10 protein-coding genes and 1 pseudogene are annotated in these 11,750 nt (G+C 62.8%); 7 read left to right on the forward strand and 4 right to left on the reverse strand.

Annotated features, from left to right (window positions below):
* Nucleotides 1-566, reverse strand: a 566-nt coding sequence (locus JWR14_RS38145) for a DNA translocase FtsK 4TM domain-containing protein (RefSeq protein WP_299719958.1), incomplete at its 3' end; no start/stop codon positions are given.
* A gap of 370 nt (nt 567-936) precedes the next feature.
* Between JWR14_RS38145 and trxB the strand changes: the two genes are divergently transcribed.
* The 6 genes from trxB (at nt 937) to JWR14_RS38175 (ending at nt 6,583) form a co-directional block, all read left to right on the forward strand.
* Nucleotides 937-1,932, forward strand: a complete 996-nt coding sequence (gene trxB / locus JWR14_RS38150) for a thioredoxin-disulfide reductase (RefSeq protein WP_299719960.1) — start codon at nt 937-939, stop codon at nt 1,930-1,932.
* 271 nt (nt 1,933-2,203) lie between these two features.
* Complete coding sequence (locus tag JWR14_RS38155) at nt 2,204-3,070, forward strand: Smr/MutS family protein (RefSeq protein ID WP_299719962.1); 867 nt, start codon at nt 2,204-2,206, stop codon at nt 3,068-3,070.
* Nucleotides 3,071-3,072: 2 nt separating this feature from the next.
* Nucleotides 3,073-3,693 carry a trimeric intracellular cation channel family protein gene (locus tag JWR14_RS38160; RefSeq protein ID WP_299719978.1) on the forward strand — a complete coding sequence of 207 codons (621 nt, stop codon included), beginning with the start codon at nt 3,073-3,075 and terminating at the stop codon, nt 3,691-3,693.
* 177 nt (nt 3,694-3,870) lie between these two features.
* Nucleotides 3,871-4,524, forward strand: coding sequence for a protein-L-isoaspartate O-methyltransferase (locus JWR14_RS38165; RefSeq protein ID WP_299719964.1), 654 nt, complete (start codon nt 3,871-3,873; stop codon nt 4,522-4,524).
* A gap of 156 nt (nt 4,525-4,680) precedes the next feature.
* Complete coding sequence (locus JWR14_RS38170; protein WP_089166164.1) at nt 4,681-5,004, forward strand: rhodanese-like domain-containing protein; 324 nt, start codon at nt 4,681-4,683, stop codon at nt 5,002-5,004.
* A gap of 67 nt (nt 5,005-5,071) precedes the next feature.
* On the forward strand, nt 5,072-6,583 hold the full coding sequence (locus JWR14_RS38175; RefSeq protein ID WP_299719971.1) for a TolC family outer membrane protein: 1,512 nt from the start codon (nt 5,072-5,074) through the stop codon (nt 6,581-6,583).
* 59 nt (nt 6,584-6,642) lie between these two features.
* On the opposite strand, the gene JWR14_RS38180 is transcribed toward JWR14_RS38175, so the two are convergent.
* Genes JWR14_RS38180 through hemC form a run of 3 tightly spaced genes read right to left on the reverse strand, consistent with a single transcriptional unit; the run spans nt 6,643 to nt 11,050 of the window.
* The gene (locus JWR14_RS38180; RefSeq protein WP_299719980.1) at nt 6,643-7,836 is read right to left on the reverse strand and encodes a heme biosynthesis protein HemY; all 1,194 of its coding nucleotides are present in this window, start codon (nt 7,834-7,836) and stop codon (nt 6,643-6,645) included.
* Entirely contained in the window at nt 7,836-10,040 is a 2,205-nt protein-coding gene (gene hemDX, locus JWR14_RS38185) for a fused uroporphyrinogen-III synthase HemD/membrane protein HemX (RefSeq protein ID WP_299719974.1), read from the reverse strand. The genes JWR14_RS38180 and hemDX overlap by 1 nt, the downstream gene beginning before the upstream one ends.
* A complete protein-coding gene (gene hemC, locus JWR14_RS38190; RefSeq protein WP_299719976.1) occupies nt 10,040-11,050 on the reverse strand; it encodes a hydroxymethylbilane synthase in 1,011 nt (336 codons plus the stop codon). Before hemC ends, hemDX begins: the two co-directional genes overlap by 1 nt.
* A 347-nt stretch (nt 11,051-11,397) precedes the next feature.
* Between hemC and JWR14_RS38195 the strand changes: the two are divergent.
* Nucleotides 11,398-11,750 (forward strand): annotated as a pseudogene (locus JWR14_RS38195) (phosphoenolpyruvate carboxylase); the annotation flags it as partial.

Below are 11,750 nucleotides of genomic sequence, written 5' to 3' on the forward strand. Positions count from 1 at the left end.
TTGAAATACAGCGACAAGCCGATCGCCAGCGCAATCAGCAGGAACAACGTGGCGCCGGTGAAACCCAGCGCGTGGGACATCCCATGCGCAATTGCCTCACCGATCACGCCGCCCGATGCGTTTGGACGTGGCATTTGCACCTTGAGCGACCACATCCGCAGCGCTTCCAGGCCGTCGCTCGCCGCCAGCACCAGCACGAACGCAAACGCCTCGGCCAGCCACGTGCGATCTTTCACTGGCGCTTCATCAGCCGTTTCGTGATTCGTGATCCGTCGATAATTCGCGATGATCCGCCGCACCAGCAGCACGACCCACCAATAGGCGGACAGGCCGAACAAAAGCAGCAGAAGGTCTGCTGTCCACGCGCCCACGCGGCCGGCCCAGTTGGCGATCTGGTCGACTTGCGCGGCGTGGGTCCAGCTTGGATCGTGGCGGCTGTAACTCACCAGCGCCATGAGCAGGAACACGCAGAGCGCGACCTGCAAGATCCATCGAATTTCGGTGAAAAGGCGCGACATGCGGTGCGGCAATGCCTGCGCGCTTGCAGAATAGGTAGCTTTTGCCATTGATCCGTAAGGCTTTCTGACCCGCCGCACGGCGTGCAGCGGGTCGACAGGTTTAATGACGCATTGTAAACGCTGCGTTGCGATGATCGAGCAAAAATGGTCTGCGGTTTCACCCTGTAACACACGCGTTACACGCTGCAGGCCCTGCGGCGCGCTATGGCCGCGATTGAAAGGATCACTCGGCGAGCGTTCTTTACCCCCTTTATAATGGCGAACTCGCACCTAACTACAGGTCATTAGCAGCAGTGCGTGGCATGCGGTTCGCCGCCACGAGCGACTTTTCCACTGTCCGCGCACTCTACTCGATATGAATCGCTGATCGGATCAACGCAGATCAACGGTTCGGCCCTAACCACAACGGATTGCTCTCATGTCTTCGCCCAAACACGCAAAAGTGCTGATTCTCGGTTCCGGCCCCGCCGGCTACACCGCCGCTGTCTACGCGGCGCGTGCCAACCTGTCGCCGTTGCTGATCACGGGCCTGGCGCAAGGCGGTCAACTCATGACCACCACCGACGTCGAAAACTGGCCCGGCGACCCATTGGGCGTGCAAGGTCCGGAACTGATGCAGCGTTTGCTGGAGCACGCCGAGCGCTTCAACACTGAAATTGTCTTCGATCACATCCACACCGCCAAGCTGACCGAACGGCCTATCCGCCTGATCGGCGACTCGGGCGAGTACACCTGCGACTCGCTGATCATTGCGACGGGTGCATCGGCGCAATATCTGGGCGTGCCTTCCGAAGAAGCGTTCATGGGCAAGGGCGTGTCCGCGTGCGCAACGTGCGATGGTTTCTTCTACAAAAACGGCGAAGTCGCGGTGATCGGCGGCGGCAATACGGCCGTGGAAGAGGCGCTGTACCTGGCGGGTATCGCCAGGAAGGTGACTGTGGTCCATCGCCGCGACAAGTTCCGCGCCGAGCCAATTCTGATCGACCGCTTGCTCGCGAAGGAAAAGGAAGGTCTGGTCGACATCAAATGGAACCACGTCCTGGACGAAGTCACGGGTGACGCGTCCGGCGTGACCGGCTTGCGCATCAAATGCACCGAAACCGGCACGACCAGCGACGTACCGCTGCAGGGCGTGTTTGTCGCGATCGGTCACAAGCCGAATACGGACCTGTTCGTTGGCCAACTCGAGATGAAAAACGGCTACATCATTACCCACGGCGGCCTGCAGGGCAACGCGACGGGCACGAGCATTCCGGGCGTGTTCGCCGCCGGTGACGTGCAGGATCACATCTATCGCCAGGCTGTCACTAGCGCGGGCACTGGCTGTATGGCCGCACTCGATGCACAACGTTATCTTGAAAGCATCGACGAAAATCCGGCCGTGCACTCGATGAGCGCCGAAGCGGAACGGTAAGCAGCGGGAGAGGCGGCGCCTGATTCACACGAATTTCCGCGCCGCTTGAGTACGCCTCGGTATGGCCCGAATTGGCATGCCGGGCACAAACAAACGCCGGTCGCGATCCTCTGGATTCGGCCGGCGTTTTCGTTTCGAGCGCGGTCGATGCTGAATGAAAACGAATGAGAAAACACCCGCCGCGCCGATTTTTCCCCTTCCCATGTTAAAAAGGGTTTCCGAAAGCGGTGTGAACTGTGTTCCGCCGCCGTGCATTTTCTTCTGCCGTGCAATGCCCAAGAACCTGCCCCATCCGAACGAACCCAAGGCGAAACGCCAGCGCGACGCCGCGTCCGCGTCTGCGTCTAATACGGCCGCCGCTCCGCCGAAAGCCGCTGCGCCGACGCCGGAAGAATTGTCGGCGGCCTTGAAACGCGATGGCCTCGCCGGGCTCGGCGCGTTGCGCAGCTCCCTCGAGGCCGCCGCGGTCAAACGCAAGCTACAACGAGCGGCGGCCGTGATCGCCGAGCGCGAAGCCGTGGCGGACGCGGATGTTTTTCGTCGTTCGATCGGCGAAGTAGCGCCGCTGAAAGTCCCGCCCCGCATGCCGCTGCCGCGCGTGCCGCCGTTGCCGCTGCCATTGCAGACGCGCCTGGACGAAGAAGCCGTCCTGCACGAAGCGCTCTCCGACGAGTTCGATCCCGAAAGCCTGCTCGATACCGACGACTCACTCTCCTATTGCCGCCACGGCGTGCGGCAGGAAGTAGTGCGCAAGCTCCGGCGTGGCGCCTGGATCGTGCAGGCGCAACTCGACCTGCACGGCATGCGGCGCGAGGAGGCGCGCGAGGCGCTGTCGGAATTTATCCGCGAATCGGTGAAACGCGGGCTGCGCTGCCTGCGCGTGATTCACGGCAAGGGACTGGGGTCGATCGGACGCGAACCGGTGCTCAAGGGCAAAGTGCGCGCGTGGCTCGTGCAAAAAGAGGAAGTGATCGCATTCTGTCAGGCGCGGCCGCACGATGGCGGTGAGGGCGCCGTGCTCGTGCTGCTCCAGCCGGCCAGCTCACCACAGCATCACAGTCATCCGCAGGACCGGGATCACCGGTCTCATGATGCCGACAACCGACGCGACCAGCGCGACCAGCGAAAGGGACCGTGACCGTGCATCCCAGGCTCACGCTGGCCATCTCGATCATGGAGGCGTTCGCGATCTTCGCGTATGCAATTTCGGGGTTGATCGAAGCGAGAAAGCGCCGGCTGGATGTTGTCGGAGCCTTCCTGGTGGCGCTCGCCACCGCTTTTGGCGGCGGCACGATGCGCGATGTGCTGCTGTCGCGCCGGCCGTTCTACTGGGTCCAGCATCAGGACTATGTGATCGTCATTTTCCTCATGGCGATTTTTGCGCCATTCCTGCTGCGCACGACCACACGCCTGTTCGACCAGCGCGCGTTGCTGATTGCAGACGCCATCGGACTGGGCCTGTTCAGCATTTCCGGGACGTCAATCGCGCTCGATGCGCAGATGCCCGCGTTCACAGCGGCCATGATGGGCGTGGTGACGGGGGTCTTCGGCGGCATCATGCGGGACGTGCTGTGCAACGAGGTGCCGCTGATCCTGCGCGACTCGCGACCGTATGCGGTGTGTGCGTTGGCCGGTTGCTGGGTGTATCTCGGACTCGATTGGCTCGGGCTGCAAGGGGTGTACAACGTACTGGTATCGACAGGATTTATATTGTTTGCGCGGCTGGTCACGCTCAAACTGGACGTTCGCTTGCCGCACTGACCCGTCGCCGCAATGTCCCGCGACACCCCGCCACGCCGGGCTCGCCACACACGCCAGCGTAAGCCGCCGGTGATTTGCTACAATCTCTCTCGATTTTCGCCTTATTTCCGGCGTTGCATTTGCGTCAATCCGTTACGTCAACTCCACCCCAACGGTCGATCGACCCGCAGACTGAACATGAACATCGAGCAAGCGCGTTTCAACATGATCGAACAGCAGATCCGTCCCTGGGATGTGCTGGACCAGGACGTCCTGAACCTGCTGTCGATCGTCAAGCGTGAAAACTTCGTTCCGGCCGCGTATCGCAACATCGCGTTCGCGGATCTCGAAATTCCGCTGCCCACCGGTCAACACATGCTGTTTCCGCGAGTCGAAGCGCGGGTGCTACAGGAACTCGCCGTGAAAAAGCACGAAGTCGTGCTCGAGATCGGCGCTGGTTCTGGCTACATGGCGGCGTTGCTCGCTGCGCGCGGCCGTTCGGTGACCACCATCGAAATCGAGCCCGAACTCGCGAAGCTGGCCGCGGAAAACCTGGCCGCGAACGGCGTATCGAATGCGCAGGTCGTGCTCGGTGACGGCGCGTTGGGCTGGAAAGAAAGCGAACCCTACGACGTGATCTGCGTCTCGGGCGGTCTCCCGGTCATGCCGCAGGAATTCCTCGATCAGTTGAAGATTGGCGGCCGGCTGGCGGCGTTTGTCGGCGGCGCGCCGGTCATGAAAGCGCAGATCATTACGCGCGTGGACGAAAAGCAATTCCGCGTCGCCGATATTTTCGAAACGCTGATCCCGCCGCTCAAGAACGCCGTGCAGCCGTCGCGCTTCAAGTTCTGATACGACCTCGTTTCAGGTTCGGACTCGCGCTGGCGTTAGTTTCGCCGTCTCTGCGGCGAGTCCGAAGCATCACGTTGCAAGCTGCACCTTTGTTTGTGCGGATAGCACCATCGGGCCGCCCGGCTCGCTGTCGCTAACCACTTTCACCGGAATCCCATGCAAAATCTGTCCGCACCCGAACTGGCCGAATGGCTCGCCGATACATCGCGTCCCGCCCCTGTCCTGCTCGACGTCCGCGAACCGTGGGAAATTGAAACCGCCAAGCTCGCCAACATTGTCGCCATTCCGATGCGCGATATCCCCGCGCGCAGCGAAGAACTGGACGACGAAGCGCAGATCGTCTGCATCTGCCACCACGGCGCCCGTAGCGCGCAAGTCGGCATGTTCCTGGAATCCCGCGGCTTTACGCAGGTGTTCAACCTGTTCGGCGGTATTGACGCATGGTCGCGTCAGGTCGACCCGGCCGTTCCCACGTACTGATCCGACCGCTTTCGCGCTGTCTTTTTAGTCGTTCTCCCCTTTCGCTTACCGGTCCCGGACGAATCCCATGCGCCCGATGTTCGCACTCGCGCTATGCAGTCTCGGCACCGGGTTTGCATGCTCGCCGGCTTCGGCTGTGAGTCTCAACCAGCTCTACGACGAAGCGCTTGAAACCGACGCGCAGCTCCAGAGCGCGCGCGCCGGTCTCACCGCCGACAGCGAGCAATTGCCCCAAGCCCGCGCGAAACTGTTGCCGCAACTCTCGGCATCGGTGACCGCCAGCGAGCAGCGCACGGAACTTGGCGGCGGCTTCCCTGCGACGACGGGGAACAGCAACGGTTATACCGTTTCGCTCACGCAACCGCTCATCAACGTCGCGAGCTGGCAAGGGTATCAACAAGGCCAGATTGCCCTGACGTCCGCTCAGGCGCAGTTCGCCGCCGCCCGTCAGGATCTGATCGTGCGGCTCGGCCAGGCTTATTTCGATGCCCTTTCCGCGCAGGACAGCGTCACGATCGTACGCTCGCAAAAGGCATCGATTGCCGAGCAGCTTGAATCGGCGAAACGCTCGTTCGATGTCGGCCAGTCGACCATCACCGATACCAACGAAGCCCAGGCCAAATACGATCAGGCGATCTCGCAGGAAATTGCGGCCCTGAACGATCTCGAAATGAAGCTGGCGGCGCTGGAACAAATCGTCGGGCATCCGGTGACGCGCGTGGATGGCCTTGCGCGCGGCGTGACGCTGCCACCGCCCGTTCCCGCCGACATGCAGCAATGGGTCGAGATGGCGCGCGACGCGAACTATCAGGTCGTGCTCAAGCAACTGGCCGTGGCGAACTCGCAGCGCGAGACATTGAAGGCGAAGGCCGGCCACTATCCGACGCTGGATCTGATCGCGAGTTACGGGAAAAACAGCCTGGGGGCGGCAGGCGCCGGCAACTTCGGCGGGAATTTCGGCGGCGGTTTCGGCAGCGGCGCGAATACGATCTCGCCCGAGGTACCGGCAGCTGCAGCCGAACTGGGTAATTACGGCGCGTATTACACCAACGCGACCGTCGGCGTTCAGCTCACCATTCCGTTGTACGAAGGGGGCGCCACGCAAAGCCGCGTGCGCCAGACGCTGGCGCTGGAAGACAAGGCGGCAGCGGATCTGGACGCGGCGCGGCGTTCGGCGGCGTTATCGGCGCGGCAGGCATTTTTGGGGGTATCGAGTGGACTTGCACAGGTCCGCGCACTCGAAACCGCTGAACAATCCGCGCGGACATCGCTTGAATCGAACTTGCTGGGGTATCAGGTGGGCGTGCGAATCAACATCGATGTGCTCAACGCGCAGGACCAGCTCTTTTCGGCACGGCGCGATCTCGCGAAAGCCCGCTATGACACGCTGATCAACTCGCTCAAGCTGAAGGCATCAACGGCCAGCCTGACCGATAGCGATGTGCTCTCGCTAAACATGCTGCTCTCGCCTACCGATGACACCGCGCTGACCGCGTTACCCGTGGCGCCCAGCGTGCCGCATCCGGGCGCGGCGGCACGTAAAACCAACGCGGTGGGCCGACGGTCGATGCCGCAATAAAAAACCGCGGGCCTCTTATCTTTAAGAGAAGCCCGCGGTTTCTTCAAAGCCCGCAAAACTCAAACCACGTTCATGGCCAGCGCGCTCTCGCGATAATGCAGGCTGGCCTTTTCGCTATCGCCGAGTTGTTCGTGCAAACGGGCCAGCGCCCGATGCGTGCGAATCTTCAACGGTTCGTTGTCCGCAAGTTTCAGTGCCGATTCCAGGAACGCCTGCGCCTTACCCCACAACTGCTGATGCAGGCACAACCGCCCAAGCGTGAACATCAGGTCCGCGTCTTCGGTGCGCTCCTTCTGCCATGCTTCGGCGCGCTGGATCAACGGCAATGCGTCGCCCGGCGACGCGCAATCCGGGTACCGCCGCAACAACCGCGCGTCCCAATTGTGATTCAACGCTTCCTCAACAATCTTGCGTGCGTCATTCCTTCTATCAAGCGCGATCAGCAGTTCGGCGGCAAGGTCGGCAAGACGAGGCGATTGCCGCTCGGTCGCCGATAACGACTGCCAGAACTCCAGCAACGCGTCCGGGTTATGTCGCCGGTCACGCAGCAGGTTTTCCGCCGCGACCTGACGCAAACGCACCGCGACCGCCGGATGCAGCGCCTCGCGTTTCTCCAGCGTCTTGACCAGCTTCAGCACTTCGCCCCAGTTCTTCAACTGCTGCTGCGCGCGCAACGCGATCTGCTGCGCATGCAGCCGCCGGCCACCCTGCGCCTGCATCTCGGTCAACGCAACCAGCGCACCATCTGCATCCCGGCCATCGGCGCGCATGTCGGCCGTTGCCATCAAACGCGCGTCCTGCCAGTCGCTGTCTTGCACCTTGGCGAGCCATTCGTCGCGACGCGCATACTCGTGCATCTCGTGCGCCGCCTTGGCGCCAATCAGCCCGGCGGCACCGGTGTTTTCATCGACGGTCAGGGAATCGCGCGCCGACTTCTCCGCCTTGGAAAAACGCCCCGCATACAAGTGGCCGATGGCATCGCGCAACGCGGCATTTGCCTTCGCGAGCCGCGAGCGGGTCCGGTACGCCGACACCCGCTGCGGCATTTTCAGCACGCTGCGAACGGCACGGAGCACGGCGTAGATCACGATAAACGATACGACCAGCGCCACCACGAACAGATTCAGCGATATATCCACGCGATAAGGCGGCATGACCAGCAGCACCTGCCCGCCGTCGAAGACGCCAACGAGCGCCAGGCCCGCAGCTGCCGCGAACAGCAGTACAAACCAGATGAGTCCGCGCATCGTCATCATCCGCCTCGCTTGAACTGGTGGACCGCCGCGAGACTCGCGTTCAGATCGGGCACGGTGACCGCGAGCGACGCCTGATCGACTTGCTGCAAGAGCGTACGAACCGCTTTGACCTTGCCCGACGACTGATCAAAATACCGGCCGAGCGCGGTGTCCGCGGCATGAAGGTCCGACTTGAGCGCGGGTTCACTGCGCGACAACAACGACAAACGCGCCGACAACAAACGCAGCTTCACGTTTTCGCGCACGAAATAACCTTGATCAGGAGACGCAAGCATGGCGTCGGCGTTATCGATACGACGCACTGTCACAAGACTCGACAACTGCTGCCCAATACCGCTGGCAATCTGCTCCAGCCACACTCTCCAAACCGGCTGGCCCGTCTTGGCTGCGATCGCGGCAGTGTCACGCGGCGTATCGGCGTGCGCCGTGGCCGGCGTGATCGGCGCTTCGCCCGCCAGCGGCAGGGAGTCGATCTGATCGATTGCCGTGTCCAGCTTGATGGCCAGCCCGGTGAGATCGGTGGACGGCGTTGCGCGCAGCTTGTCCATGTCCTGCGCGATAGCCTTGCGGATCGTCACGATCTGCGGACCCGTGGTCGCGGCCAGGCGCGTGTCCGCGCTTTGCAGCGCGAACAGCGCAAGCTGCACGTTGCCGGTGAGCTGCAACTGCTGGCTCGCGCTCGAGAGAATCTGCTCGACTTCAGCGAGCGTCCAGTCGTCGCGATTGCTCGCCAGATCCTGGTATTGCTGTTGCAGTGCCTGGCTTTGCGCCTGCGCGTCGGTGAGTTTGCCCTGGAACTGGATGATCTGCGTGTTGATGGCGGACACGGAACTGGCGGCCTGATCGGCCTGTGCGCGCAACGCAGCCGTTTGCGTGTCGTTCGTTTGCAGACGTTGCGCGAATTGCGCGTCGCGCTGATCGAACTTGCGGTTGAGCATGAATCCGCCTACGCCCGCGACCACCACGACAATCAGCAGCACCAGCCACAACAGCGCAGTGCCCGCGCCACCGCCACGCTGTTTCGGCGGCTGAGACTCGTAGGGCGTGAACGGCGTGTTCGGCGGGTTCGACGCCGGGGGCGGAGTCGACGTAGCGGACTGCGAGGCGGTTTTACTTGAATCGTTCGAATCAGTCATGCGTGATTGAGCCGGTTGGTGAGCCGGCGTTGAAGCCGGCCTGGAATCCGTCGGCGCGGGCTCCTGGTTGGTTTGACTGGACTGGCTGAACGGCGCTGCCGTCGAGGCCTTGTATCCATGTTCCTGCGCTTTTGCAACCTGCGCGTCGGATTGTTGTTCAGGTTCTTGTTGTTTCGCGAAGATGCCGCCAAGCGCCTGCACGATACGCTCATCGCCAGCGCCGGACACCGTAATCCTATCAAAACCCGCTTGCCGCGCGGCTTCGGCAATACGCGGATGCGGGCTCACCAGCGGCGCGCGTTTGAGCGTGATGGTTTCATCGACAGTGAGATGCTCGCGGGCGAGTTCTTCAAGGTTGCGCACGCCTTCCGAGCTCGTCAGCAGCCACGCGTGCGGAACGCCGGCGAGCAATGCGTGGATGCGCTCCCAGTCGCGCATGGACGGCTCCGGCACGATCCGCCGGTACGCCGCGACCTTCTCCACGTTCGCGCCCGCAGCGCTGAGCGCGTCCGCCAGCCATTCACGGCCGCCATCACCGCGCACGATCAGTACACGTTTGTTCTTGAGACCATCGAGCCCGAAATGCGCTTCGATAGCCGCATACAACGCCTCGGAATCGTAACGGGGGTCCGTGGGTGTTTCGGTCACCGTTGCACCGGTCGCCGGACTGATGATCGTGTAAACCGGCGCCGTCACGCCTTGCCGGCCCAGCGCGGCTACGCTGCCGGGGCCGACTACGCCAATGGGAATCTGCAAAGGCCACGCTGAATTGAGCGCGGCGAACGCGTGATCGATTGCATTCGGCGATACGAACACCACCAGCGCAAAGCCAAGCGGCGCGGGCGCGTACAACTCGCCGAGCGCTGCGTGCAGCGGCGCGGCATCGGTCACCGGACCAATATCGATGAGCGGAAACTCGATTGATTCGAAACCGGCGCGCTCGAGTAACGCCAGCAACGCGGCTGACTGGCCCAGGGGACGCGTGACGACAACAGCCGGTCGCTGCGTGGGCGGCTGCGCTGGCCCTTGCGCCGATGAATGGGCGGATCCTGGAGTGCTCGCCATCAGTCGGCAGGCGAGACAGATGGAGGAGCGGGAGGAATACGCGCGCCGCTCGCGGTGCTCAACTCACGGACGATCTCCATTGCGCCCTGCGCTTCCAGTTCAGCCGACACGCGGCTGCCGAGATCCAGCGCGGCCTGAACGTCGGCGGCACGGGCGGAGCCTTCGGCGCGCAAGACCCGCGTGCCGTCGACCGTCGATACACAACCGCGCAAATGCAGCACGCCGTCGCGCCAGTCGGCATAGGCCGCGAGCGGTACTTCGCAACTGCCGCCTAGCGAGCGCGACACCATCCGTTCAGCTTCGACGGCAGCGGCCGTCGCCTCATGGTGCAAGGGCGCGAGCCACGCAGCGAGATTGTCGCGGCCGGCGCGGATCTCGATACCCAGCGCGCCCTGCCCAGCAGCCGGCAAGCTGATTTCGACCGGCAAATTCGCACGAATCCGTGACTCGAGGCCAAGGCGTTTCAAACCAGCGGCGGCGAGGATGATTGCCGCGTAATCGCCGCGATCAAGTTTGCCAAGCCGCGTATCGAGGTTACCGCGCAACGGGCGGACGTCGAGATGAGGGAACTGCATACGCAACATGGCTTCGCGGCGCAAGCTGGACGTTCCCACGATGCTGCCTTCGGGTAGTTCCGAAAGCGACGCATAGTGCGGTGAAACGAAGGCATCGCGGGGATCTTCGCGTTCGAGGATCGTGCTTAGCGTGAAACCGTCAGGCAGTTCCATGGGCACGTCTTTCAGCGAATGCACGGCCAGGTCGGCGCGGCCGTCGGCCAGCGCAGCTTCCAGTTCCTTGACGAACAGGCCCTTGCCGCCGACCTTCGATAAGGTCCGGTCGAGAATCTGATCGCCGCGTGTCGTCATTCCGAGGATTTTGACGTCGCAAGATGGATATAATTTGTGCAGCGCAAACCGCACGTGCTCAGCCTGCCACATGGCTAGACGGCTTTCCCGCGAGGCAATGACCAGAGTGTCGGGCGGTGGCGTGGAAGGCGTCTCGGAGTTCATTGCAGAGTCAATCGGATGACGGGATGGATAACAAACAATGGTAGCACGCACGCCATTGCCCAATTACAGTCGGACCCCGCGCCCGAACGCCACGGCGCGGGCTTCGAGCAAGGCGGCAGGACGGAGACAGCAAGGGTGTGCCGCATCGCGCGGCATCGCCGGGGCACGCATTTTATCGTGTGGACCCGGTTGGGCGCCCTCGTAATCTCGGGTTTCGTCCGCTACGGTGTAATGAGGCATGGCAAAGCAGTCGAACGTCGCACCGGCCGGCGGTCTCGCGCCCTTTTGTCTTTTCTGGCGCCCGGCCGCCTCGGTATCCTGTCTCTGGCTTTCAAGAGGAATTCAACGTGACGTCTCCCGGATCGGCGCGCAACGCCCGCCCCCGCCGCAACGCTGTATCTAAGGATGCTTCTTCCGCCGCGCCCGCCACGGCGCCCGCCGTTCGTAGCCGCGCAGCCGCCGCTACCGTTACTGCCAGCAAGGCGTCCAAAACCGCCGCCCCCGTGAAAACGGCTGCGGCCGGAACGACTAAACGCGTGGCCAACGGCCGCGCTGCGGCTGCTCCAGTGCCTGCGCCGACGAAAAGCACGAAGAACGGCAAAGCTCCCTCGCGCGCACGCGACAACAAGGACCAGCCGCTTTTCGAAGACATCCGCTATCTCGGCCGCCTGCTAGGCGACGTGGTGCGCGAGCAGGAAGG

This window comes from Caballeronia sp., assembly GCF_028292365.1.
In the GTDB taxonomy this organism is placed as follows: Bacteria; Pseudomonadota; Gammaproteobacteria; order Burkholderiales; family Burkholderiaceae; genus Caballeronia.

What these genes read in the sequence shown, in the direction of transcription:
- hemC (WP_299719976.1), bottom strand. Translation starts at nt 11,050, where the DNA reads ATGAACTCCGAGACGCCTTCCACGCCACCGCCCGACACTCTGGTCATT.
- JWR14_RS38180 (WP_299719980.1), bottom strand. Translation starts at nt 7,836, where the DNA reads ATGACGATGCGCGGACTCATCTGGTTTGTACTGCTGTTCGCGGCAGCT.
- JWR14_RS38155 (WP_299719962.1), top strand. Translation starts at nt 2,204, where the DNA reads ATGCCCAAGAACCTGCCCCATCCGAACGAACCCAAGGCGAAACGCCAG.
- JWR14_RS38165 (WP_299719964.1), top strand. Translation starts at nt 3,871, where the DNA reads ATGAACATCGAGCAAGCGCGTTTCAACATGATCGAACAGCAGATCCGT.
- JWR14_RS38175 (WP_299719971.1), top strand. Translation starts at nt 5,072, where the DNA reads ATGCGCCCGATGTTCGCACTCGCGCTATGCAGTCTCGGCACCGGGTTT.
- hemDX (WP_299719974.1), bottom strand. Translation starts at nt 10,040, where the DNA reads ATGGCGAGCACTCCAGGATCCGCCCATTCATCGGCGCAAGGGCCAGCG.
- JWR14_RS38170 (WP_089166164.1), top strand. Translation starts at nt 4,681, where the DNA reads ATGCAAAATCTGTCCGCACCCGAACTGGCCGAATGGCTCGCCGATACA.
- trxB (WP_299719960.1), top strand. Translation starts at nt 937, where the DNA reads ATGTCTTCGCCCAAACACGCAAAAGTGCTGATTCTCGGTTCCGGCCCC.